Genomic DNA, 24840 nt, shown 5'->3' with positions numbered 1-24840 from the left:
GCAGCCTCCCCTATATATACATTTCCACCAGTCGATATTCCTTTTCGCTTAGATGCTTGATATCCTCGATGACGAATCGGTTCCCATACACATCGATAATTAATAGTTTGCGATCGGTCACGAGCTTCACATTCCCTCCGCCGCTGCGAACCGTAAACCGTACACTCCCGGAAACGGTTTCTGTCTCCCAGTAGGAGTACCCGAATTCTTCTTTAATTCTGATCAGTTTCGTTATCTCAGGAGCAAAATATCTCATTTTTATTTGCGCCTCAAGCAGGCTAACGGTATTCTTCGGAAAATCTTCATCCAAAGACTTGATGATGCCAATCTCTTTATTCTCACTTGTGCGAACCGATATATATTCTCTTCTATTGGTGTGTGGGAAGGAGCAGTGCAAATATACCGCCGGATATTTTTCATCATTCACTTGAACCATAAGCATTTGGCCTTTCGTTTTTGTAAACACTGTGTTATCAGCCGTTAAATAATTCATGCCCGCTGCGACAGACAAATCGGATTGATTAGGTTCCGTGATATGCATTAAAAGATTAACCCACCCTTCTCATGCTCAGCGCTTCATCATGCTTTTGTACTAAGCCATGGTATATGCCTTTTATCATCATTAATTGTTCATGTGTCCCTTCTTCAACAACCTTGCCTCCATCCATAACCAGTAAGTAATCCGCATTTCTTAATGTAGACAACCGATGTGCAATCGCTATCGTCGTTCTGCCTTGAATTAACGTTTCAAGTGCTTCTTGAATTTGAAGTTCCGTCTCGGTATCCAGTGAGGCCGTTGCTTCATCCAGGATTAAAATTTTGGGATTATGCAGAACCGCTCGTGCGATGGATATTCTTTGCTTTTCTCCACCAGATAGAATATGACCTCCAGTACCTACGATCGTGTCATAACCATCAGGCAGCTTTTCAATGAAATCATGCGCATTCGCAATTCGAGCAGCGGTAATGATGTCATCCATCGAGCATTCTGGATCAGCGTAAGCAATATTCTCGGCGATTGTTCCCATGAACACATATAGTTCTTGCGACACAATCCCGATGTTTTTGCGCATCGTGTCGATTTTGAGATCTTTCACGTTAACTCCGTCTATCACGATTTCACCATCTGTAACATCATATAGGCGAGAAATCAGATTCACGAGTGTGGATTTACCGGCACCCGAATGTCCCACGACACCGATCATCTGGCCTGGTTTTGCATGCATTGACACATCTTTCAGTATCAACTTGTTCGGCTCATAACCGAAGGTGACATGGGAAAGTCGAATATCACCATTCAAGCGCTCCAGAGGAACCGCATCCTCCCTTTCAACAACATCGGAAACGGAATCCTGTATTTCAAAAATGCGCTGTGCCGCACTCATACAGCTGGACCACCAATTGACAATGTTATTCATAAACTGCAGTGGACCGTACAGCATGTAAATATAACTTACAAAAGTCATGATTTCACCGAACGAGATACTACCTTGCATGACCCTCCAACCACCAAAAGCCCAGATTAAGATGCCCCCGAATTGAGTAACAATCGTTAATATCGGGAAGATTGTACTGCTCATCAGGTTAAAGGACTGTTCCGATTCAGAATAAGATGAATTTGCTCTCTGGAAACGCTCAAGCTCTTGACGTTCTTTCCCAAATGCTTTTACGACTCGCGTACCCTGTATCGTATCACTGATCATGGCGTTGAGCATGCTCACACGTCTGTGTCTCCGCCAAGACAACCGCCAAAGCTTAGGGAACACCCATCGGATCAGCAGCAAGACAAATGGAATCGGGATGAAGCAGATCAATGTGAGTTTCCAGTCCATAATCAACATAATGGTTGTAATACCGACGATATTCATGGCATTGACGATAAAGTAAGAAATGCCATCTACGAAAAAATACTGCAATTCTTGCGCATCATTGCTAACCCTGGTCATGAGCTGTCCGGTTTGTTTTTTCTGAAAAAAACTAAGCGATAACCGCTGCATCGCAGCGAACACGCTTGCCTTCAAGTCAAATACGACATTCGCCGCCAATCTGGCATTGATCATGCTAAATAGAACCCCGAACAATAAGGAAATCGTTCGAAAACCGAAAATGAGTAGGATCACGAGACCTATTCGTCCAGCGAAGTCTCCGGTATTCCCAAGTGCTTGGTCGAACAATACCGTACCTTGCAGATAGGGTATGGCAAGACCTGTAGCCGAATTGAGCAGCATAAATAGAACAATGAAAAACATCAGAAGTTTATACTGTCCAGCAAATCTTAGCAGCCTAGAGAAGATGGCATGCTTCTTCATACATTTCGGACAAATTGGCCTGCCTTCTTCGGGATATCTCATTCCGCATGTTGGACAAGTGATGTTCTCCTGACGATCTTCAACATCTTCATCGCGAATGTCTTCTTTCTTCTTCATCTTAGTAAAAATCGAGACAAACTTGGCAGCACTCCCCATCTGTCCATTCGTAAATGCTCCGATGACCCGCTCCTCATCCTCTTTTAGAACAAGGATACCGGAGGCGATTAAATTGACGGTGAATGCGGTTTCAATATTGTCAATATCAATGGACTCTACATTCGCCTCATCCCCTGGGTAAGATACAACAAGCAACTTTTCCTTGCTTAGAATTAAGTACGTGTGTGCGTAGCCTTCGCCATCTATGCTTCGATCACATAACATCCAATAGATAACGTTATAGGGTTCATGAGATTGTATCGCGACAATCACTTCATGCGGTAAACTCTTGATCATGGGCTCCCCCTTTCTTCATTGCAATGTATAGAAATAATCCTTGAATTAGAAGTCAAAAAGGTATTTATCCCCTGTAAATATATTATCAACTAAGATGTGAAGATAGTGTGTGTTCTTAGGTCACATCCAGCCAAAGCTCGTACCAGTTCAGGAAGTTCGCTTCATAGGTGAAAACCGCCTTGCAGCTATCCAGGTCGACATAGATCACTTTGCTCCGGTATTCCCCTGTATCCTCTCCATTCCTGAGGAAACACGAGGCTCAAGCAAACAAAGAACCCTTCCGAAGAATCCGGAAGGGCTCCCACCTCACATTTTTTCTTCTTCTGCGCTTACAATTGCTGAATCAGGAAGGAATTTTCCAAAAGGCAAAAAACAAACAGACCGCCATCCAACTGTGGGATAGAGGTCTGTTCCTAAGTACGATACCTGATCTTGTCTGAATGGAACTGATTTAACTTAAAAGCGTCTCTGAAGCTAGCGTAAACCCTTCAATCGCGACATCTTCGTCGACTTCAATCATGATGCAGCGTTTACCTTGGAAATTCACCTGTTTGACATACCTTAAATCCTGCGGGCTAATCGAAATCGTAGCTACCTTGGTTTCGATCTTAATGGATTTGGAAGTATACTTCGGCATGACGCTGGTTGCTTTCATTTCATAGTTCTTGTTGTCCACGATGGTTTCGAATGCCCGCTCCACCTTCTCGGTTGTTACGTCCTCCACACCGCTTGCGTTCAATACGCGCTCCAGATCTTTATAATCCAGCTTCGGAGGTTCTTCCTCCTTCGTCTCTTCGTTCATTTCGATCACCCGGTTGATTTCCTCGTACACCTGGGCAATGGTGGCTGAATCGAGCTGTTCGCCGGCCACTTCCTTGACGATATCCTCGAAGATCGCTCGCTCTTCAAGTGCCGTCACGGATCTTTCTCCGTTCAAGACCTGCGCGACAAAATGCGGATCCGGAAAATTCGATTTTCCCGTACAATACAAAATACGATTCACATCGGAATAATTGTCGGTCACGCTAGGATACAGGAATCCTTGCTCCGGCGTGCTTAACTTGATAATCGGATCTACAATGACATTGTACTTGAACTCCCGCTCCACATAATCGAACAAGAGCGTCTTCCGTTGTTTCTCCGTAGAATTCACGCTGCATAAAATGAACGGATGGGCGAACACCTCGTTCTTCTCGCTCTCTTCCGCTTCATCGTTTCTCGCCTTGGTCGGCAAATAATACTGTCCCCGCACGAACGTGACCACCATATCCCGCTCATATTGGGCATCCTTCAGCATTCGATCCACCAGCATCAGCATCAAGTCCTGCCATTCTTCCGGATCACCCGACACGAGAGCTTGGTGGAGCATGACCTGCGCCGGTTCCTCCGCTGCTTCCTGAAACCTCAATTCGAACAATTTTTGATCCAGTTCGCCGGTCAGCAGTTTTTTGAAATTACCCATGTATAACTCTTGCTTCTCCCGATCCACCAGCTCGAACGGCAGGCGCTCCCAATGATAGATTTCATTCGTTTCCTTCGTAATATAGACATTGAGAATATCGTAAATATTCATTAAATCGTGATCCAGCTTAAATTGCTTGCGTATATTGGCAACTTCTTTTTTGTTCATATCGGATTCGGCAGCTCCTTAGATATATTCTAGCTTATATAGTATAAATTATTGGAACGTAAATTGGTAAGTGATCTTGCGGCTTGCATTGCTGTGCCTAAGGTCCATTCTCCCGTGCACCTGATCCTCTATTGTTGCATATTTAAATACCTGAGTCGAGTACATAACCTAGTGGGAGCCCATACCAAAAAGAGATATCCTTTACTCGAAGGATACCTCTTCTAGAAACCCGAACCTATTCATTCAAATAATCTTTGATGTTTATGAAAAAATCGGTAAAAAAACTGTACATTGTCCAGTTCAAACCATTCTGCCGTTTGCAAAATCTTGGCATCGAGATTGTAGATCTTCGCATGAAGTGTACCCAGAACAAAAGGAGAGTGCGTAGCAATAATGAATTGACTGTCAAAATAACGCGCCAAATCGTTCATTTGCTCGGCCAGCTTGATTTGATTCGCCGGCGAAAGCGAAGTTTCCGGTTCATCCAATAAATACAGTTTCCCGGGAAGCAAATATTCCTCAAAAAACTGCATCGAGCTTTCCCCGTTCGAATACTTCTCCTGAGCGAATTGAATGATATCCATCTTCTTCTTGAATTCATACGACTGCCCCAGCTCTTCTACCTCAGCCTTGCTCTTTCCCTGTACGAACTGTTCATGCAGCAGCCCTTCGCGAAGCGCGCTTTCCTGCTGTATTTTCTTGATTTCATACAACAGATCCTCTGACTTGACGTACCGGCTCCCATCGGGAAGCTTATATAGGGGACGCTCCTGATCATCATGCCCGAGTTGATAGCTGCTTTCCTCGATAAACCGCTGAACATAGATGCTGTGTCCATAAGTGGCCATTCGCTCAGCGCCCGCCATTCCCAATTTGTTGGCGATCAGATTCAGCAAGGTGGATTTGCCGGAGCCGTTACTGCCGTATAATACCGTGATTCGATCAAACAGCAGAACTTCCCCTGCCATGTGCCTGAACACATGATCGGGATATATATTCGGGTTGCTGGAAATGGTCGAAGAGAGTTTGAAGTTACTTAAATATAGCATCAACTCGCTCACCTCCCGGAAAATTAAATAATGCAAGTTTGATATTCATACCTGGCTATTCTATGGATGCAACCATCCACCCCAAACAGCCCTTCTATTCAAGCACGGTCTAAATATCCAGTGCCGCCAGACGAATCGCCTCATGCTCATGATTCCGGTAGAGCATCCTGGGAGTATATAACTTCTTCATCAGCGAAGGCTTCTCCTGTTCGATGCGACATTTCAGACCGACTTCGCCTACGGAATCGGCCTTTTGCAGCCTGCTTGATGTATAGAAGAAGCTAGGCATACAATTCATATTCACGACCTGATTCGTAGTTTCTGCTTTTGAACAGAGGAACACGCTGCATACAAAAAGAGATGGCTCGCGGGGTCCATTAGCGGCCCTTTGAGTCATCCCTTTTAGCACAAGATGATACTGATACATATCCGAATTTAGTTATTCCAATATTGCTTGGCAATCTGTTGACCTTGATCGATTTTTGCCCATTGCTCGGCTTCGCTTAGCTCGTTACCGCCATCGCAGGACGCAAAGCCGCATTGATGCGAGAGCAGCAGACGATCCTTATCAATGATTTTGGAGGCTTCGTCAAGCAGACGGATGACGCGTGCTTCATCATCCAGCGTATTGGTTTTGGAAGACAGCAAGCCCAGAACAATCTCCGTTTCCGGTCTGTCCTTGAAAACCTCCAGGGCTTCAATCGAACCCGCACGATCATCATCCCACTCCAGGAAGAAGCGGTCATATTTCAATTGCTTCAGGAACAGGTTGGCGATTTTCGCATAAGATCCACCGCCCATGTTGCGGGAATCGTAGTTGCCGCGGCAGTTGTGTGTCCACATTTTCAAGCCCAGGCTATGACCGAAGTCAATCACGGTATTGTTTATATCAATAAATTCGGTGGCGAGACCCTGTACTTCCGCTTGATTAATATGCTCCCCTGTAAACGGAGAGTTCGGGTTATCATCTGCAAACAGCTCCCACAAGCAATCATCGAATTGCAGGATTTTGCCGCCAGCCGCAGCGAATTCCGCCACAAATTCCTTATACGCGCTTACAAGGCCCGCTTTGAGCTCCTGTTTGTTCTGATATACCGCATCGGTGCCGCCAATGTTATCCGACCAGGAAAGCTCACCGAAGATATGGGAAGGAGACGGTACGCAAAGTTTCGTTTGCTGATCTCCAGCCGTATCTTGCAGCTGTTTGAACAGCTTAATGAAGTGATGATTCTTTCCGCTCAGTTTGCCAGTAATGCGCAGGCCAATATCTTTGCGTGTTTCATATTTCGAGGTTCCGTCCACATCCCGGAAAAAGTAGCCATGGTCCGCGATATAACGCTGGGCTCCGCCAAAACCCCATACAAAATCCAGATGCCACATCGATTTGGAGAATTCGCCGTCCGTAATAACCGACAGGTTATGCTCGATTTCCTTTTTCACGACCTGTTTGATCGCCTCGGTCTCGCACTCGGCATACCCTTCGAAGTTTTCATAGAACGGATACTGGATATCATCACGATGTTCAATTTGCGTTTTATATTTCAGCAGCTCTTCGGGCCGCAACAAACTTCCTACGATCTGGAACTTATCAGTCATGTACATAACCCCCTCGTTGTATAGCGATATCATATCACGACGAGAGGAGTTATAAGGCATACCAAAATCTCATAACTAGTTATAGCTAAAAGCTATAGCAAGAATGACGGATGAGATTTCCAAAAGAAAAAACACAGCCAAGTCGGCCATGTTTTCCAAACATGTTATTTGTTCTCCTGAAGCGCTGTTGTTTCTCCAGTCTGTCCATTTAATTTCCGCGTTCATCTACCTCATCTTGATTCTTGCTTCCAAACTCATCGAGCAGCGCACGTACTTCACTTGTTGACTTTGCGTTCATTAAGTTATTTCGGAGTTCACTTGCCCCTCGAAATCCACGGACATAGATTTTGAAGAAGCGGACAAGAGCGCTGAAGGAGCGCCGCATCTGTGCTGAATATTGATCATAGAGATCCAGATGCAGTCGCAGCAGATCAAGCAATTCCTCACTGCTATGATCCTTCGGCTCCTTCTCGAAAGCAAACGGATTATGAAAAATACCACGCCCGATCATAATGCCATCCACACCGTATTGTTCAGCAAGCTTCTGGCCGGTCTGACGGTCAGGAATATCCCCGTTAATGGTTAGCAGTGTATCGGGTGCCACCTCATCACGAAGCTTCTTAATCTCCGGAATCAGTTCCCAGTGAGCGTTGACCTTGCTCATTTCCTCTCTTGTTCGCAGATGAATGGACAGATTCACAATGTCTTGTTTCAAAATATGGGTTAACCAGTCGCGCCATTCGTCTACGGCCGTGAAACCGAGCCTTGTTTTTACACTGACGGGCAGTCCCCCGGCTTTGGCGGCCTGGATAATGTCCGCTGCAATGTCGGGACGGCAGATCAGCCCGCTTCCCTTCCCATTCTCCGCTACATTCGCTACAGGACAACCCATATTAATATCGATGCCTTTAAACCCTTCTTTCGCCATGCCGATACTCATTTGACGAAAGTATTCCGGCTTATCTCCCCAGATATGGGCTACCATCGGCTGTTCATCCTCTGTAAAAGTCAAACGTCCGCGCACACTGTGGTTCCCATCCGGGTGACAATAGCTCTCGGTATTCGCAAACTCCGTAAAAAACACATCCGGTCTGGCTGCTTCACTTACGACATGACGAAACACAACATCCGTCACATCCTCCATGGGCGCCAGTATAAAGAAAGGCCGCGGTAAATCACGCCAAAAATTATCTGTCATATCCAATACTCCTCTATACATACCAGGACAAATCTTTATCCCAAAATAGTAAATACAACCTGTTCATGTCCTTGCTTTTTCTTCACTTATAGCATGTTTAAGCAGCGTAAATCAAACGGCAGTATATGTTAATCGTAGCAGTGAAAGCACTCCTAAAGCGATGTGACCCGTCAATGCAAGTTCATGCTCATCACGCACGGCGCCGCAGTTCATAAAAATACTGCACAATCGGATGCTTTAACTTCATCTTCTCGGCCATGTTTACAATCCGCTTTTTGCCAACTCGTCTGTCTACCAAAGCTAGAATATTCAATAAGATATCATCGCTCTCCATGCTTTCTTCTATAGAAGTAGATAAGAACTTATTCGCTGTAGCGACAAAATTGGATTTACTTAATGCAGCCTGTGCTGACAAAAGCTCCTTTGCAAGTACGGACACTTTTCTATTTCTTGCAATGACGATTAGACGATCCTCCGGAACGGTCCCTTTGGTTTCCTTTCTGACGGCTTCCAATTCATCATCGCTGATCGGAATTTGGATACGGGGATCATTCTTAATTTCCAGCTCCGTCTGATACCACCTTATGGAGCTGGTTTTATCACTCATATGGAGTACGTTCTTTTTATCAACCGAAATATAACAAAGCCCTGCTTTATCAGGTAAATAACGATAACCGGTTGCGCGATATTCAACTCTTCCAGCTAATGCAGGACTGAGAAAACTCTCCAGCTGTTGCTTCAATTTGCTCCAGGACATGGTTCCTCCTATGTTTTCAAACCCTGAGGGGTGCGGTATTCATCTGCACATCTTATTCAGTATGAATAAACCCCTGCCAAAAAACAACCCATAACATGTCCCGCATATTGAATGGAATATCGGCTTCTAGGTTCGTTTAGACAGCTCATCAAGGCTTCCTTCTCTGCCGTTCCCCTAATGTCCGACCGTTTTTTCCAAATATTGCAACAACAAAGACCATAAATCGTATACAATGATCGTATATTAGAACCAGTATACATACATTTGATAGTACCGTATGAAAAGGAGTACTAAGGATGGAAGATTATTTACCTTATAAATCGAAATATTCCAAGTTCGACCGTGTCATCCTAACACTCGCCTTCACATTATATCCCGTCGGTCTCTTGATGACATTATTCCGTGTACTGGCGACTCATGTTCATCACGCTCGCAAGGGAAGAAATCATCGACTGATTGGATGGCTTTTGGTTTATACTTTTATTTTAATCATGGGGTTATTTATTTTAGCTTTTGACTTTAACAACCCTGAGGATGTTCAACTTTTTTGGGATTCTGCCTGGATATATGGAATAATGCTTCTAATTCCGGCTATCGTTTTTTTCATATTGGGCCGCCGGGCAGACAGTAAATTCAGCCTATTATTGCACCAGTATTACCACCTTGTTATGAACAGAAGGATCAGAGAAATGGATCATATCGCCGTAGAGACGAAACAATCTCCCAGTCACGTCATTCGAGACTTGGATTTTATGATCACTGAGCACATGCTGCCCTTCGGCCGAATTCAGAATGGCACCCTCGAACTTGAGCCCGAAGAGTATCATGAAGCCTATGATGCTGATTATGAACAAGAATATGTTGACGAATATGGTGATGAGGAATATGAAGACAACGAATACGAATACGATGAAAGCGAGGATCGGGGGCGCGGACCTAGATCCATGGAATGCCCGAGCTGCGGAGCCAGGATCATCGTGCATGCTAATGATGAGAAGGAATGCGACTATTGCGGTAACGTGATTAGCGCGTAAAATCAAGATACCCATGCCGTATTTTCTAAGCTCCACTTAAGAAATATAGACGAAGTACCAAATACCAAGAACAGACTGCCGCGGCAGTCTGTTCTTGGTTTTACTAATTTCATTCCACGTGATATGCAGCCAAATTGCGGATCAAAGGCTGCTCCACGCTGGAAAGAATACGAACCCGCAATTGATCGGCTTCGACGGTGTCGAACCGGTCGATTTTTTTATGCCCGATCGCACTTCCAGGTACAAGCTCTTTCCATTCGCCATAGCTGAATGCTTCGAGCACATATTCACGCACACGCTCCCCATGGGCAATGTCTTCCATGATGATGACGTGATTGACTGGCTGAATATACTCCAGCTTCAGAAGCAGCTCGGTTCCTTCTCCACTCGTTTGGCCAACCGGCAGCCCGAATCTGCGGCGGATTTCATCTCCGAATTCGATGACGCGCTCCACATCCACTTCAGGCAGCAGTCCGCGGTTGTCCGGGGATATATTCAAGAGCAGCGTAGCGCCATGACCGACCGAGCGGTAATAAATATCCAATACTTCCTCCAGGCTTCTTAAGCTTGCTTCATCGTCAGGATGCCAGAACCAGTGACGCTTGCGGATCGGAACATCGCATTCAGCCGGTACCCAAGACGGAGTCCCTTCCATCCAGGTCATCATATCGCTGGTGAACATGCTCTCCTTCGCCGTGGTGGCCGTATTCCAGCACGGATAAGGCGCAACGCCGTCTTCATTCCCTACCCAGCGAATCGTTGGGCGCCCCATATTAAAGACCATCGCATCCGGCTGGTATTTATCAATCAGACCGATGATTCTGTTCCAATCGTATTCCCTGCCTTGGGAACCGGCTCCGTCGAACCATACTTCGACCAGCGGTCCATACCCGGTCAGAAGCTCCGTTAATTGCTCCGCATAAAAATCGTCATAAGCCTCTTTATCGGGATAGCAAGGTTCATGCCGATCCCAGGGGGACAGATATAATCCGAACTGGAGCCCTTCCTCTCTGCAGGCATCGGCAACCTCACGGACGACATCTCCTTTGCCGCCTTTCCATGGGCTGGACTTCACGGAGTAATCGGTCGTTTTCGTCGGCCACAGACAGAACCCGTCATGATGCTTTGCGGTCAATACCAGATACTTGAAGCCTGCGCGTTTTGCGGTCCTGGCCCACTGCCGTGCATCCAACTGCTCCGGATTAAAGATTTCCGCTGAATCCGTTCCGTCTCCCCACTCCTGATCGCAAAACGTATTCATACCGAAATGGCAGAACATACCCAGCTCCATATCCTGCCATGCCAGCTGCTGCGGAGATGGCTTTGCAAGTTCATTCATTGAATCATACACCTGCTTTCTATGAAAATGATGATCCCCTGCGCAAGGGAGACCCGTGTGCAGGGAACCGATTTAGCATTATTTTCCGGCATCCAATGCCTTTTGATAGATTTCCAGGTACTGGTTCAGCTGCATGCCGTCCAGCCCTTTCACATATGCATCCCATTCTTTGTTAATATCTTTGGAGCCTGTAATAAACTGGGCCATATTGGATTTCACGTAGTCGACAAGCGTTGTCTTGATCTGAGCTACGAGCTCGGCATCTTCAAGTGCTATGAACAATCCCGATGGATATTGCTCCTTGGATTGATACGGTTCATATTCCTCGGAGACTTTATTCAGACGGGTACCGTATCCATCGGGAGCGAGCGGATCCTGAGGAGCTGTCCAGGACGCGCGATAAGCGTAGGTTCTCAGTGATGGACCGATCTGCTCCCAACCGTCATTATGCGTCGGCTTTTTGTCGGGGATAGGAATAGCTGTATATTTAGCCTGCTTTCCATCCATACCCTTTTCTCCGGATTCAGCTTTCCGCCACCCTTTGCCTTCAGGGCCATATTCCTGCAACACGATCGCTTCTTCCGTATACAGATAATCCGCTAACCGGATGGCGGCAATCTGCTGCTCTTTCGTCGCTTTATTCGTAATCGCAAATTGTGAGACAGCGATTCCCGCAAAATTCAGCGTCTGCTGCACACCATTCGGGCCTTTTAGCGGAGGCAGGGCAACATAATCTTTATGACGCGGCGCCTTATCATCCATGCTGTAAGCATAACTAATTAATGCAGTTGATAACGTACCCATAATATTGTCCGGTTCCCGGTTGGCCATTTGCTGAACAGCATCGGCATTCTGGGTAAAGGCTGCGGGATCAATTAATCCCTCTTTGTACAATTGATTCAGATAAAGGAGGCCTTGCTTCCACTCTTCTTTGTTTGCCGTAAAATCAACTTTGCCATCCATGACGCGGAGGAACGTACCCGAACCCTTGTCGACGTAATCATCAAGGATAAACGAGTTCATCAGGAAGGCGGAGACGTTGCCTGCCCACATTTCATCCGAGCCTGTCAGCGGGAGTTCATCTTGTTTACCGTTGCCGTTCGGATCCTTCTCTTTGAACGCTTTCAGCACCGTATAAAATTCGTCAGTTGTCGTTGGAACAGGCAGTCCCACTTGATCGAGCCATTTTTTATTGATCCACATTTTGAGCGCATTGTCACAATGGTAGCATTCATTGACCTGCGGCAATGCATAGATGTTGCCGTCCGGAGTCGTGATGGAGGCTTTCATGTAAGGGATATCCTCCATCGCTTTCTTGATATTGGGTGCATATTGGTCTATCAAATCATTCAGAGGGATAAACACGCCCTGCGCCCCATACTTCATTTGCTCTTCCTTGGTCAAATTCCCTTGGAGAATGACTTCAGGATAATCGCCGCCGGCCAGCATGAGCTGCTTGCGGTCGTTCAAAGCATTTTCCGGTACAAGGTCCCAAGCGATATTGATGTTCGTCTTCTCTTCAAGATGTTTGGTAAATAGGTTGGTATCCATGTTTTCGATTGACGCAAACTGAGGCGCGAACATTTTAATGGTCATCGGCTCCTTCACGATCGGATAGGAACCAACAGCATTAAATAAATCTTCATTGGCAGCACCGTTGTCGGCCGTCTTGCCATTTGACTGATTGCCGGAATTGGTTCCGCCGCAGGCACTAAGCAGCAGCATGCAAGCCATTAGGCAGCTAATGATACCTAGCCAGTTTTTCTTCTTCATGCTCTTTTCCATCGAATATACCCCCCGTTTATCATCCGTATTTCGGGCGTTTGGCCCTTTCCTATGCTTTTACCTCCACCAGCTTTTGCCGTATCTGAATAATGTACAGCCTCACCTCCTTGAAACCATGATCGCTCTGTCATGATCAGCCCTTTAGCGAGCCGATCATGACGCCTTTGACAAAATGTTTCTGGACGAAAGGATATATGATAAGCACAGGCAAGCTGGCAACAACGATCAAGGAATATTTCAGCAAATCCTTGAGCCCCTGCTGCGCCTGCATCTGGCTCACATCCGCCATCATGGAAGCATCGACTGAATTCAGAATTAGAATGTTTCTGAGAATGATTTGAAGCGGGAACAAGTCAGGATTCCTTAAGAAGATCAGTGCATCAAAATAAGCATTCCAATGCCCGACTGCATACATCAATGTCATGACCGCAATAATGGGTTTGGACAGCGGCAGGACAATGCTGAATATGAACCGGATGTCACTGCATCCGTCCAGCTCCGCGGCTTCCGCCAATTCATCGGGAATCGTGGTTTGGAAAAACGTCCTTGCGACGATAACCTGGAATACCCCCAGTGCCCCCGGTAAAATCATGGCCCACCGCGTATCCAGCAGATGGAGATTCTTAACGACGAGGTAATAAGGAATCAGTCCTCCTTCGAACATCATCGTGATCACCAGCAGAACCATGAAGAAATTGCGGCCGTAAAGCGACTTCTTCGCCAGCGGATAAGCCAGCATAATCGTGAGCGTTACATTGATGAGGGTGCCGACAACGGTATAAAAGAGGGAATTCAGATAGCCGACGCCGATCTGCGGATTATTGAATACCGCCTTGTAGCCGTCCAGCGTAAAATCTACGGGAAACAGCCAAACCTTGCCCGATGTAACCGCCTGAGGCGAGCTGAAGGACGAGCTTACGATGTAGATTAATGGTACAGCTACGGCAATAAGAACCAGGGTCAAAAACAGATAGATCAAGAACATGAAGAGGCGGTCGCCTTTCGATTCACGTATAGCGGCTTTTTTGAACATAGGGTCTCCTCTCTTTCCAAAGTTGCTATTGTTTACTGGCTGCGTAGAACAGGCCTACCACAAGCTGCTGTTCGACAGCTTTCTGGCGATGTAATTGACGGACACCAGCAGAATAAGATTGATGACCGAGTTGAAGAGACCGATCGCCGTTGAGAAGCTGAAGCTGGAGCCCAGCAAACCAACCTTGTACACATAAGTGGATATGACTTCCGATGTGCTTAAGTTAAGCGGATTTTGCATCAGGTATATTTTTTCAAAGCCTAGTTTCATGATGTTGCCCAGATTGAGAATGAGCAGAATGACCGATACGGGAATAAGGCTTGGTATATCGATGTTCAGAATCTTCTGGATGCGGGACGCGCCATCTACTTTGGCTGATTCGTACAGCTCCGGGTTAACGCCGGACAGTGCCGCGATATAGATAATCGCTCCGTAACCTGTAAATTGCCAAACATCGGACCAGACGTAAATGGACTTAAACAGGCCCGGTATACCCATAAAATTCGTATTACTCATACCTAACATCTCGAAAAATTTACTGATCATCCCCACATTTGGCGTCAAGTTGACGATAATGATCGAAACCATAATCACCGTAGATATGAAGTAAGGGGCATATGAAACCATCTGTACCGTCTTCTTGAATAGGCCGTTGCGGATTTCATTCAGCGCGAGTGCCAGCAGGATCGGTGCGGGAAAGCCTACAATCAATCCGTAGAAGCTAATGCCAAGCGTATTCTTAATGTAGAGCCAGAAGTTCGGCGAATCGAAGAACTGGCGAAAATATTTCAGCCCGACCCAGTCGCTGCCCCAGATTCCCTGGATGACGTTATAATTCTTGAATGCGATTACAATACCGGCCATCGGTATGTATTTGAAAATAATCAAATAAAGCACGGGTAACAAGAGAACGAGATACAGCTGCCAATGACGCTTAATTTGTTTTCCTCTGGACCTTCCTTTCTTCACTTCTGGCAGCGCTTTCAGTATTGTGGGAGGTTTCGGTTCCAGGCTTGGTTCGGTTTGAAGCCTAGCGTTCAGTCTCGGCATGCGGGTTAGCTCCTTTCGTCCATTCCTACTTTCAGGTCCTTGCGATGTAAACCGAGTGTATACAACAATGTCATCCGGCAACAAGAAACAAAAATAAAAACGACTAACCATTTTCGCCTGGGCCTCCTCATAGAAAGCGAATCGGGGTTCATTCCAGGCGGACGGAACGCCTTAACAACGGGTTCATTCTCAATCAAAAAAGGCAGCGATCCATGATCGCCGCCTTAACCGTTTTCTACTGCTGAATCATTTTCTCCCCGTTCCTTGGCCTTCCGGCCATTCCGGTATTCGCCCGGGGTAACTCCAGCTGTCCTCTTGAAAACGCGGGTAAACGAAATAGCATGGGCATATCCGACCCGCTCTGCAATCTCCTGCACGGAATAGTCCGTTTCCGTCAACAGCCGCTTCGCTTCCTTCATACGGATATCAATCAGGAAATCAACGAACCTTTGTCCGGTATTTTCCTTAAACAATTTGCTCACATATTTGGCGTTCAGCTGAAAACGATCCCCCAGCATTTCAAGGGACAGATCCGGATTGGCATAGTCACGCTCAATTAAATCGCATATGTTTCTAATGATGCTGGAGTATTGGTTGTCATGATGAATCTGCTTCATCTGTTCATAATGCTCCGTCAGCACTTGTTTAATTTCCTGTCTCAGCTGTTCCAGGGAATAGGAATTGTCTACCTTTACCGTCAGCTTCGGCAATTCCTCCTGTATCCACTTGTTGTAAATTTCCTTGCCTAGTCGCGACATTTCGCTGCCGGTGTAATAAACCAGATAATTCATCAGGCTGAATATTTCATCATTGGTCAAGAAGCTGTTCTTCAGCTGTTCAAACCATTGATCGTAATCCTCGCTCCACTGCTCCTTCTGCATTCTGAAGGACTGGATAATTGCACGAATCTCACCTAAATGCGTATAAACCTCGACAATGCCATGGCTCGAAATATCCTCGCTGCGGATCAAACGATTCTCACCGAGCACAATTTTATACTTTAAGGCTTGCATCGCATCTTTATAGGATTGCGGAATATCGCCAATCTGATCTGTCGACCGACCCATTCCCATCGTAATTGTAAATTTCAAGTTTTGGTGCGTCCATGCCAGGATTTGTTCCGCAATCGGAACCAGTACGGCCTCCTCAAACTTGTCCTGATCCCGTTCTTCAAACAGAATAATGGACAGGTTGTGAGGTGATGTCCATTCCGACCACAGCCGGCAGTCCCATTTCGAAGCGATCTCATCCACGACCGTCCGCAGAGTGAATTTAAGCAGATCTTGATCGGTCTTGGAATAATCCCGACAGAAATCCCCGTACTTATCAATCTCCAGGATGAGCATACGATATCGATCCAGTGGCAGCGGCAAATTCAGTCGAGCCGCTTCAGACTTCCATTCGGATACAGATAGAGGCGAGTCCCCTTCGATCAGCTGGCGGAACATAAACCGGGTCCTGACATGGAGATCCTCCCGGTATTTCTCCTGATATTCCTTGGATTGTTCCAGTATGCTGTCAAAGGCGGATTCGATAAATGCGAATTCATCCAGCTTCCCCTTACGTCGGCTACTGCTCACCACCGGAAGCGAATAGCTGCTGAAACGGGCAGCGATCTCCTCAATGGGCTTGGAATTTCGCCTGGAAACATAAATCATCCATAGGAAGCCGATGGCAATCATGCCAAGACCTATGATAAACCAAAGATTATAGAGATAAGAGACAGCGCTTACAAAACCGTTGTTCAACAAACCGCTTCCATAGTTCCAATTCGTATAGCTTGATACATACTGGGAATTGACTTGGGATGGCGGACGATCCGCTTTGGTGCCGAACAAATGATTTCCGGAGGTATCCTGAACCTGAATGAAGCTCATGTTGGAATCCAGCATCTCTTCGGTAAGCTTGTTCAAGGATTCCGTGCTCACATTGACAACGATCATGCCTAAGTCGTTTTTCATATAAGGCGATCCTCTGACCAGGCTGACCACCTGTTTGCCGCCCTTCATTTTAAATTGTTCGAAATTTCTCGCGCCTGTCCATTTCGGCGTTTTCGATACTTGATATTGTTCAATAAATTCATGGTCCGGATATGTACTTATGTATCCATTCGTGGCATTGCTGAGCACATAGCCGTCCGAATTCCTCACCAGATAAATCGAATCGATCAAGGGATAATAATTAATAATCTCCTTGAGCTTCTGAACAGCTTGAATATTAATATATGGATCGCCAACGGCAGATGATTTGAAAAAATCATTCAAAGCCTTGCTGTTGATGCTCTCGAGGACGATCATATTGTCGATCACCTTCAGCGACGTGTCCACCATGCGCATCGCTTGCAAGGAAAGCGATTTATTGGCATTAAGCGCCTCCCGCCGGCTCTGTTCGCTGAACAGCTGAAAGAAAACAAAAAATATAAAGGTAATCACAATGACAAAAATGGGCATATAGGAGAGCAATAGACGCTTGTACCAGGATCTCTGCATGATCAACCCTCCCACCGTTTTTTCACGAATTTTTAATTATTATAACTTAAAAAGCACCTTTTGGGTTATAGTTCTCCATAGTCATAACGATACGCCCATACCTAAACAAAAAAAAGAAGCGGGACAATGCCCGCTCCGTTGTTGTAAACCTAGTATGCTGAATTGAATATTTTATAGCAGCGGGTTCTCGTGTTTCGCTTTCAGAATCGACCAGCGCCGCTCCACTTCTTTTTCAAATTCGCCGAGCATTTCTTTGTTTTCTTCCTTGAGCAGATGTCTTGATTTGCCCATGTATTTTAGCCAGTCGCTGAGCGGCACCTGTTTTTTCTTCGCTTCAGGATCGTACGTAATGTTCGTTTCTCCTTGCTCCACTTCATACAGTGGGAAGAAGTTTGAATTCACGGCCGCGCGGACGATGTTCTCCCCATCCTTGTCGCTCGATTTCCAGTTCAGCGGGCATGTGATCAGCAGCTTGCCATAGACGGTACCTACATTCTGGGCGTACCACTGCGCTTTTGCCGCCTTTTTCACAAGATCCTGCGGGAATGCTTCCGTCCCCGTGAATACATACGGAATATGCGCCGCCGCCATCATTTGTACCGTATCTTTATGATGGAACGCTTTGCCCTGCTGCTGTTTGCCGACACCGGACGTACTGGTCATGTGTCCTAATGGTGTGGAGTACGAAAGCTGCGCACCGGTGTTCATATAGCCTTCATTATCATATTCCAGAATGATCAGATTATGGCCCCGCAGCGCCGTCCCGATGGCCGAACCCATCCCGATGTCCATGCCGCCGTCGCCGGTCACCATCACAAAAGTGAAATCCTCAGGAACTTCGATTTCCCCACGGCGTTTCTGCTCAAGGAACGCTTCTACCGTGCCGGATAAAGTCGCCGGTCCGTTCTGGAACAAATTATGAATGAAGCTCTGCTTATGCGAGTTATACGGATAACCCGTGGTTGTGATATAAGCGCAGCCAGTATGGAATAAAGTAACGACATCGCCTTCAATCCCTTTGAAAAAGAGCTCCAGCGCCGGGAAAATGCCGCAGCCCGGGCAGGCTCCGTGACCGGAAGCAAACCGTTTCGGTTTCGCGGCAAGCGCCCGCATCGGCGGCACTTTAACGGATAGTTTACTTGTCTCTTCATCTACCTTTACGGTGATCAGGCCCGATTTAAAGCTATCTCCATTCATCGGGGCAATGACCGGCTGCAGTCTCTGCTCCTCAGCTCCCGGTGTTTGGCCGTAATAATCAAACGGTACTTTGGCATAACCGAGCTCCATGGCCTCAATCGTCAAGGCAAAAAAAGCTTCCGCGTCATCCGCGTAATAGTCCTTCCCGCCAAGTCCAAATATGCGGGACAACACAATTGGCTGCGGACCACGGATTTCCTGCAGGGCCGCTTTGACCTCATGGGTCAGATTGGCCCCGTGCGCACCGTAAGAATCGGCACGTTCGCCAACCAGTAGTGCTTTGACACCTATAAGCGCCTCGCGAATTTCTCTTGCCGGGAACGGCCGGAGAATATTCGGACTGATTACGCCCGCTTTAATTCCTTTCGCCCGCAGCCGATCCACGACGTCTTTGGAGGATTCGGCCGCCGAATTGAGCAGGAATAAAGCCACCTCCGCGTCTTCCATTCGGTACAGATCAAGCGGCGAATAGGATCTTCCGGACAAAGCTGCGTATTCCTCTGCCACTTCCTTGAATACCTCGCCCGCACGGTACATGGCGTTGGACTGTTGGAAGTGGTTGTTCATCAAATCGTCGCCGTTCATATAAGCCCCAACAACGATCGGGTTGTTCTCGTCCAGCACATGTGGATATTCAGGCGCCTTTTCCCCTACAAACGCCTGAACGGTTTCCCGGTTCGTAAATATGTGTACCCGGCGTTTCTGGTGCGATGTAAAAAATCCGTCATAAGCTACAATGACCGGCAGGCGCACGTCTTCATGTTCCGCGATACGCAGCGCCATGATATTCATGTCATACACGGCCTGCGGTGAACGAGCGGTCAAAATCACCCAGCCGGTATTCAGGCCGTAGTAAAGATCCGAATGGTCACCACGAATATCCAGCGGTCCGCTGACTGCACGCGTCACCAAATTCATGACCATCGGGAAACGTGTGCCCGCCTGCACAGGAAGCTGTTCGATCATATACAGGAAACCATTCGCGCTGGTAGCATTGAATACCCGTGCTCCGGCTGCGGCCGCACCATAGCAAATCCCCGCCGAGCCATGTTCGCCGTCAGCTGGAATCAGCTTGATGTCATGTTCGCCGCGTGTACGCATCATGTCAAGATATTGGGCAATTTCCGTAGAAGGTGTAATCGGAAAATAACCCATAATGTGATAGTTAATCTGGGCAGCCGCCATGGCAGCCATTTCGTTGCCCGATTCGAAGACTGCCGTTTGAGCGGCCGCCAGCTTGTTCTCCGTTGTTTCTTGAATTTGCATATTCATGATCGGACTCCCTCCGCAGTTAAATAGGGAAAAAATTGCGGCACACGGTGCTGCTCCGCATAATGCGGCTCTTCTAACATGGCGGCCAAAGCGGTGGTCGGACAAGCTTCGATACACTTCAAGCAGCCTTTGCAATACTGATAATCGATGCCTTTCATAAACATCTGCATATTCCCGCGCTTATCCGGCTTCTTCTCCCACACGATGCAGAAATCCGGACATACCGTATCGCAGGCGGCACAGTGAATGCAGTCCTCGATCTTGTACTCCGGCAAATATCCCTGCCGGGAGCCGCTAAGATCCTTCAGGACACTGTTCGCCGTAACGTTCAGAATCCCGCCCAGCTCCTGCGTTTCATATCCAAGAATCGGCTGCGGTCTTGCGAAAGCGATTTGGTCTATAAGCTTTGAGCCGTTTCCCAAGGAAAGGAACAGGACTTCGTTATATCCTCTGTCAAAGGTCCTCACATTCGCTTCCACGAGGTGGGGCAGCTTTTTCTCAAATGTTGAACGGATCACCTGCCGCATATCGTCCGGGTTCAGGAAGCTGCAAATCCGGAACAAAGCCCCCAGCATGGCCGTATTCACTTTCGTTTTTTCCTCAACGGAAATGTTCAGTGCATCAACGACGGCCAGCGTTCCCTGGGTCATGTTCAGATCCACGGCCACTTCGGAAAGGTCTCGCGCCGTATTAACAAGCACCGTTCCATCAGGCTGTAATCCGCTTATGACATCGATCGTCTTATACAAGGCTTCATGAAATACGCCGACGACATGCGGCTGCTCAATGGGACTGTGATCGCGGATTTCCACCTCGGGAGCGCAGAACCTTACGAAACTCTTCACTGGCGACCCTTTTTTCTCCGAACCATAGCTGGAAAAATTCGAACCGTTAAGTCCGGAGCCGGTAACCCCCGCTTCGGCCAGCATTTTTCCGGCCAGATTGGCGCCAAGCCCGCCGATGGATTCGAGACGGATCTCGAAAAATCCCAGTTCATTCTTTTGAGGTAAAATCGACATGTTCTCTCCTCATTTCTTCTTAGGTCATTAATTCCAGTTTAAAAGAAGAAACGGACGGGGTTTGTGATTAAACTCACTACTTAAGAAATTGTGATTCCAATCACTATGTCGGTTGTGGGAGCGAAGTATACTGTCTTCAACAGTCCAATTGCGAGGCAATCTTAAATTGACCTTACGACAAATAATCACGAAATTGGAGGAGAAATAATGAATAACAACGCGACAGAACAGACCTTAACGCATCAACCGTCTATGTTCTGCTTTCAATGTCAGGAAGCATCCAAAGGAACAGGCTGCACCATTGTCGGCGTATGCGGCAAACCGCATGATGTGGCAAACCTGCAGGATTTGCTGATTTATCTGCTGAAAGGTATCTCTTTTCTCAGTCTGGATGTCCGGCTGCCGGAGGTGCTTGAACAGCGCGTATCGCTGTTTATGATGGACTCCTTGTTTGCAACGATTACGAACGCCAACTTTGACCGCGAGGTTTTTGTGGGAAGAATCCGGGAAGCGATCGAGCTCCGCGGCGAGGTGCGCACCTATTATAACGAACAATATCCGGAAGGAACCGCCAATCTCCCTGATGCTGCCGTCTGGCAAGCAGATAACGAAGCTTCTTTTGATGAAAAAGCACGTACGGTGGGTGTCCTCTCGACCCGCAATGAAGACATCCGCTCGCTGCGCGAATTGATTACTTATGGCTTGAAGGGGATGGCTGCTTATACGTACCACGCGCTGCATCTGGAGAAGGATGATCACGAATTAAACCGTTTTATGCGCCGTGCGCTTGCCGCCACGCTTGACGACAGCCTTGAAGTGCAGGATCTGGTCGCTTTGACGATGGAAACCGGGAAATACGGCGTAAACGCCATGGCGATGCTGGATGAAGCGAACACCTCGGTTTACGGAAATCCGGAAATTACGAAGGTCAATATCGGGGTAAGCAACCGGCCCGGCATTCTCATCAGCGGCCATGATCTGAAGGATTTGGAGGAGCTGCTGAAGCAGACGGAAGGAACCGGCGTGGACGTGTACACGCACAGTGAAATGCTGCCTGCCCACTATTATCCGGCATTCAAGAAATATGAGCATTTTGTAGGCAATTACGGGAATGCCTGGTGGAAGCAGAATAGCGAATTCGCAGCTTTTAATGGACCGATATTAATGACAACCAACTGTATCGTTCCGCCGAAAGAGAGTTATAAGGACCGTATCTATACAACAGGCAACACGGGGTTTCCGGGTGTCCGCCATATTCCAGAAGGAACAGACGGTGCTCCGAAAGACTTCTCCCTACTAATCGAGCAAGCGAAAGGATGCCCAGCTCCAACGGAGCTTGAAACGGGTGAGATCATCGGCGGTTTCGCTCATGCCGCTGTGATGAACGTGGCCGATCAAGTCGTCGATGCCGTGAAAACCGGGGCGATCCGCCGCTTCTTCGTCATGGCCGGCTGCGATGGACGGATGAAATCCCGCAGCTATTACACCGATTTTGCGGCTGAACTTCCTAAAGATACGGTCATTCTAACGGCAGGCTGTGCCAAATACAAATACAACAAACTGGATCTAGGCGAAATCGGCGGTATCCCGCGGGTCCTGGACGCGGGTCAATGCAATGATTCTTACTCCCTCGTCGTGATTGCATTGAAGCTGAAGGAAGTATTCGGCCTTGAGGATATTAATGATTTGCCGATTTCCTACAACATTGCCTGGTATGAGCAAAAAGCGGTGATCGTGCTGCTGGCCCTGCTATATCTTGGCGTTAAAAATATTCATCTGGGCCCTACGCTCCCTGCATTCCTGTCGCCTAACGTTGCCAAAGTCCTCGTGGAAAACTTCGGCATCGGCGGCATTACCAATGTGGAAGATGATATGAAGATGTTCCTTGGTGCCTAATTAGTAGTCGAAGAAAACCTGATAAAGAAAAAAGGGCATGGGTTATGAAAGCAATGATCTGCTTGGTAACTCATGCCCTTTCAAATTAAATAAGACGCTTCCACTCAACAAGCAAATCCTTTCACGTCTCGCTATTTTTCAATTTACCTATCAATGTAACTTAATTCTTACCACCATAGCCCTTGTAAGTAGCGTAAACTGCATCTGCATATTGATCTGCCAGAATCGGACGGCCATAAGAATCGGTAGCTCCCGGATACCAGTTGTCTCCACCGTTGTAGTGTAATAATCCGTTGTAGATATTTCCAAACTTCGTAATCTTCTCATTTAAAATTAATGCCCCCAGATATACCTGATCTTGTTCACTACTATGATTATACGCACGGCCAAATTTTGAGCTGAATTGAGATAAATACGCATTGCGTGTGTTTGGTTCTACCTGCATCAATCCGTCGCCGGCCGATGGACTACCTGGTAAACCCGCTCCAAAGCTGCTTTCCTTTTTGATAACGGCACTTAGCAATAAAGCAAAATCTCCGCCTTTCCCATAGGCATTGTCCGCATTCATGACATATGTCCATATATGGCTTGGAACCTCGGCAGGCTTTGTTACTGTAGGAGGTGGTGAACCCGTATAAATCTTGACCGATGACATTTTGTCATTGATCGTGTTGCCAACCCAGGAAGAATCTGAAGTAAAGGTCCACTTGGTTCCTCCAAAATTATCATTCTCATATACTTCAACTGTCCAACCGCTTGGAACCTTAAGAGACGACATCCAGTCGTTCGGAATTCCGTATGCGTTCAACTGAGACAGTGTATAATTGCCTATCCCGAGTGTCACTGCTTTTCCTCCATAGTTTATATCTGCATAGAATGTTACTCCGTTCGTTGTCGGTGGTGTGGTTGGTGGCGTAGTTCCGCCGCTTCCGCCTTTCTGCCATAATGCAGGGACATTGGACGGTTCCCAACCTACGAGAGAAGTATGTGCCTGAAGACAGGTATAAGTGCTTCCACTATAGGTTACTGTGTCATTTACTGCATATGCGGTATTTGGAGCCCATGCTCCTCTAGCGGCTGCGCTCACTGACGGTAAGGCTGTGCAAAATGTGGATAGAAATACTACTAAAACTAGCAAAAGTGATACGGGATTAAAAGAAAACCTTTTATTAGTCATTTTTCAAACCTCCTTGTTTTTTATTTATCTGTAGCGCTCCCATGAGACATGCTACAGGTTTTAAATTTACTATTATATTACTTTATTTCCATTTCCTAAATTAATTCCACTGTTTTTAATAATACGGTAGGAGGATATGAAGATCGGGACCAAAAAGGCAATTTAAGTCGTGCTAAAAACAGAAGAAAGACTATGGAAAAATGAAGGGGGAAGGATTCAATAAAAAAACCGAGGAAAAACAGGAGTGGATACCTGAATTTCGCCCGGCTTGTAACACAACTTTAGGCTTTAACACGACTTTATCTGCTTTGAGATGACTTTAATTGCCTTCCACACCTATCGCACTAACAGTGCGCAACACTCCACATGCACCGTATGCGGGAAACCATCCAATTATCAGCCCTTCTGTTATATTGCCAAGAAACCGCATGATTACAAGTTTTTTTCGCTTTCGATTATCTTTTATTGCTGGGTTATAGTGGTGTTTGACATCAATATTCACATCAATTTCACATCAAGAACATTAATAAATTTCCGTATGCATGATCGTCCACATG

The 24840-nt window shown here is 46.8% G+C and carries 18 protein-coding genes; 2 read left to right on the top strand and 16 right to left on the bottom strand.

The window, feature by feature from the left end; translation table 11 throughout:
• Positions 1-10: 10 nt before the first annotated feature.
• The 8 genes from PAEVO_RS25835 to PAEVO_RS25800 form a co-directional block, all read right to left on the bottom strand.
• Positions 11-541 (bottom strand): DUF1854 domain-containing protein, encoded by a 531-nt coding sequence (locus tag PAEVO_RS25835; protein WP_100540376.1) that lies wholly within the window; start codon positions 539-541, stop codon positions 11-13.
• 7 nt (positions 542-548) lie between these two features.
• Positions 549-2762 (bottom strand): ABC transporter ATP-binding protein, encoded by a 2214-nt coding sequence (locus PAEVO_RS25830; RefSeq protein WP_100540375.1) that lies wholly within the window; start codon positions 2760-2762, stop codon positions 549-551.
• A 451-nt stretch (positions 2763-3213) separates the two neighbouring features.
• Positions 3214-4392, bottom strand: a complete 1179-nt coding sequence (locus tag PAEVO_RS25825; RefSeq protein WP_100540374.1) for a DUF4317 domain-containing protein — start codon at positions 4390-4392, stop codon at positions 3214-3216.
• 239 nt (positions 4393-4631) lie between these two features.
• The gene (locus PAEVO_RS25820; protein ID WP_100540373.1) at positions 4632-5441 is read right to left on the bottom strand and encodes an AAA family ATPase; all 810 of its coding nucleotides are present in this window, start codon (positions 5439-5441) and stop codon (positions 4632-4634) included.
• Between the two features lie 109 nt (positions 5442-5550).
• The gene (locus PAEVO_RS25815) at positions 5551-5739 is read right to left on the bottom strand and encodes a hypothetical protein (RefSeq protein ID WP_133120356.1); all 189 of its coding nucleotides are present in this window, start codon (positions 5737-5739) and stop codon (positions 5551-5553) included.
• 137 nt (positions 5740-5876) lie between these two features.
• Positions 5877-7037 (bottom strand): cobalamin-independent methionine synthase II family protein, encoded by a 1161-nt coding sequence (locus PAEVO_RS25810; protein WP_100540371.1) that lies wholly within the window; start codon positions 7035-7037, stop codon positions 5877-5879.
• A 208-nt stretch (positions 7038-7245) separates the two neighbouring features.
• A complete protein-coding gene (locus PAEVO_RS25805; RefSeq protein WP_100540370.1) occupies positions 7246-8235 on the bottom strand; it encodes a tRNA dihydrouridine synthase in 990 nt (329 codons plus the stop codon).
• Between the two features lie 190 nt (positions 8236-8425).
• The gene (locus tag PAEVO_RS25800; RefSeq protein WP_100540369.1) at positions 8426-8992 is read right to left on the bottom strand and encodes an SF0329 family protein; all 567 of its coding nucleotides are present in this window, start codon (positions 8990-8992) and stop codon (positions 8426-8428) included.
• 296 nt (positions 8993-9288) lie between these two features.
• On the opposite strand from PAEVO_RS25800, the gene PAEVO_RS25795 reads away from it, so the two are divergent.
• Entirely contained in the window at positions 9289-10026 is a 738-nt protein-coding gene (locus tag PAEVO_RS25795) for a TFIIB-type zinc ribbon-containing protein (RefSeq protein ID WP_100540368.1), read from the top strand.
• Positions 10027-10135: 109 nt separating this feature from the next.
• Here the strand turns inward: PAEVO_RS25795 and PAEVO_RS25790 are convergent, their stop codons facing one another.
• The 7 genes from PAEVO_RS25790 to PAEVO_RS25760 all read right to left on the bottom strand — a co-directional run bounded on the left by PAEVO_RS25790 (position 10136) and on the right by PAEVO_RS25760 (position 21210).
• Complete coding sequence (locus PAEVO_RS25790) at positions 10136-11365, bottom strand: alpha-L-fucosidase (RefSeq protein WP_100540367.1); 1230 nt, start codon at positions 11363-11365, stop codon at positions 10136-10138.
• A 78-nt stretch (positions 11366-11443) separates the two neighbouring features.
• Positions 11444-13150 (bottom strand): ABC transporter substrate-binding protein, encoded by a 1707-nt coding sequence (locus tag PAEVO_RS25785; RefSeq protein WP_100540366.1) that lies wholly within the window; start codon positions 13148-13150, stop codon positions 11444-11446.
• A 133-nt stretch (positions 13151-13283) separates the two neighbouring features.
• The gene (locus PAEVO_RS25780; RefSeq protein WP_009593409.1) at positions 13284-14183 is read right to left on the bottom strand and encodes a carbohydrate ABC transporter permease; all 900 of its coding nucleotides are present in this window, start codon (positions 14181-14183) and stop codon (positions 13284-13286) included.
• Positions 14184-14237: 54 nt separating this feature from the next.
• Positions 14238-15233 (bottom strand): ABC transporter permease, encoded by a 996-nt coding sequence (locus PAEVO_RS25775; protein ID WP_100540365.1) that lies wholly within the window; start codon positions 15231-15233, stop codon positions 14238-14240.
• A 224-nt stretch (positions 15234-15457) separates the two neighbouring features.
• Positions 15458-17722 (bottom strand): helix-turn-helix domain-containing protein, encoded by a 2265-nt coding sequence (locus tag PAEVO_RS25770; RefSeq protein ID WP_100540364.1) that lies wholly within the window; start codon positions 17720-17722, stop codon positions 15458-15460.
• A gap of 171 nt (positions 17723-17893) precedes the next feature.
• Positions 17894-20191: a thiamine pyrophosphate-dependent enzyme gene (locus PAEVO_RS25765; RefSeq protein WP_100540363.1), complete on the bottom strand. Its 2298-nt coding sequence runs from the start codon at positions 20189-20191 to the stop codon at positions 17894-17896.
• Entirely contained in the window at positions 20188-21210 is a 1023-nt protein-coding gene (locus PAEVO_RS25760) for a 2-oxoacid:acceptor oxidoreductase family protein (RefSeq protein ID WP_100540362.1), read from the bottom strand. The genes PAEVO_RS25765 and PAEVO_RS25760 overlap by 4 nt, the downstream gene beginning before the upstream one ends.
• Positions 21211-21417: 207 nt before the next feature.
• On the opposite strand from PAEVO_RS25760, the gene hcp reads away from it, so the two are divergent.
• Positions 21418-23106 (top strand): hydroxylamine reductase, encoded by a 1689-nt coding sequence (gene hcp / locus PAEVO_RS25755; protein ID WP_243390934.1) that lies wholly within the window; start codon positions 21418-21420, stop codon positions 23104-23106.
• Between the two features lie 160 nt (positions 23107-23266).
• Here hcp and PAEVO_RS25750 read toward each other — a convergent pair whose 3' ends face one another.
• Positions 23267-24283 (bottom strand): carbohydrate-binding protein, encoded by a 1017-nt coding sequence (locus PAEVO_RS25750; protein WP_100540361.1) that lies wholly within the window; start codon positions 24281-24283, stop codon positions 23267-23269.
• Between the last annotated feature and the right edge of the window lie 557 nt (positions 24284-24840).

Origin of the sequence: Paenibacillus sp. GM2FR (genome assembly GCF_002803325.1) — a bacterium.
Taxonomy (GTDB): Bacteria; Bacillota; Bacilli; order Paenibacillales; family Paenibacillaceae; genus Paenibacillus_AQ; species Paenibacillus_AQ lautus.
This window is presented reverse-complemented; position numbering and strand designations above follow the sequence as displayed.

What these genes read in the sequence shown, in the direction of transcription:
- PAEVO_RS25765 (WP_100540363.1), bottom strand. Translation starts at nt 20,191, where the DNA reads ATGAATATGCAAATTCAAGAAACAACGGAGAACAAGCTGGCGGCCGCT.
- PAEVO_RS25760 (WP_100540362.1), bottom strand. Translation starts at nt 21,210, where the DNA reads ATGTCGATTTTACCTCAAAAGAATGAACTGGGATTTTTCGAGATCCGT.
- PAEVO_RS25780 (WP_009593409.1), bottom strand. Translation starts at nt 14,183, where the DNA reads ATGTTCAAAAAAGCCGCTATACGTGAATCGAAAGGCGACCGCCTCTTC.
- PAEVO_RS25800 (WP_100540369.1), bottom strand. Translation starts at nt 8,992, where the DNA reads ATGTCCTGGAGCAAATTGAAGCAACAGCTGGAGAGTTTTCTCAGTCCT.
- PAEVO_RS25770 (WP_100540364.1), bottom strand. Translation starts at nt 17,722, where the DNA reads ATGCAGAGATCCTGGTACAAGCGTCTATTGCTCTCCTATATGCCCATT.
- PAEVO_RS25825 (WP_100540374.1), bottom strand. Translation starts at nt 4,392, where the DNA reads ATGAACAAAAAAGAAGTTGCCAATATACGCAAGCAATTTAAGCTGGAT.
- PAEVO_RS25775 (WP_100540365.1), bottom strand. Translation starts at nt 15,233, where the DNA reads ATGCCGAGACTGAACGCTAGGCTTCAAACCGAACCAAGCCTGGAACCG.
- PAEVO_RS25835 (WP_100540376.1), bottom strand. Translation starts at nt 541, where the DNA reads ATGCATATCACGGAACCTAATCAATCCGATTTGTCTGTCGCAGCGGGC.
- PAEVO_RS25785 (WP_100540366.1), bottom strand. Translation starts at nt 13,150, where the DNA reads ATGGAAAAGAGCATGAAGAAGAAAAACTGGCTAGGTATCATTAGCTGC.
- PAEVO_RS25820 (WP_100540373.1), bottom strand. Translation starts at nt 5,441, where the DNA reads ATGCTATATTTAAGTAACTTCAAACTCTCTTCGACCATTTCCAGCAAC.
- PAEVO_RS25805 (WP_100540370.1), bottom strand. Translation starts at nt 8,235, where the DNA reads ATGACAGATAATTTTTGGCGTGATTTACCGCGGCCTTTCTTTATACTG.
- PAEVO_RS25810 (WP_100540371.1), bottom strand. Translation starts at nt 7,037, where the DNA reads ATGACTGATAAGTTCCAGATCGTAGGAAGTTTGTTGCGGCCCGAAGAG.
- PAEVO_RS25830 (WP_100540375.1), bottom strand. Translation starts at nt 2,762, where the DNA reads ATGATCAAGAGTTTACCGCATGAAGTGATTGTCGCGATACAATCTCAT.
- PAEVO_RS25790 (WP_100540367.1), bottom strand. Translation starts at nt 11,365, where the DNA reads ATGAATGAACTTGCAAAGCCATCTCCGCAGCAGCTGGCATGGCAGGAT.
- PAEVO_RS25750 (WP_100540361.1), bottom strand. Translation starts at nt 24,283, where the DNA reads ATGACTAATAAAAGGTTTTCTTTTAATCCCGTATCACTTTTGCTAGTT.
- hcp (WP_243390934.1), top strand. Translation starts at nt 21,418, where the DNA reads ATGAATAACAACGCGACAGAACAGACCTTAACGCATCAACCGTCTATG.
- PAEVO_RS25795 (WP_100540368.1), top strand. Translation starts at nt 9,289, where the DNA reads ATGGAAGATTATTTACCTTATAAATCGAAATATTCCAAGTTCGACCGT.
- PAEVO_RS25815 (WP_133120356.1), bottom strand. Translation starts at nt 5,739, where the DNA reads ATGAATTGTATGCCTAGCTTCTTCTATACATCAAGCAGGCTGCAAAAG.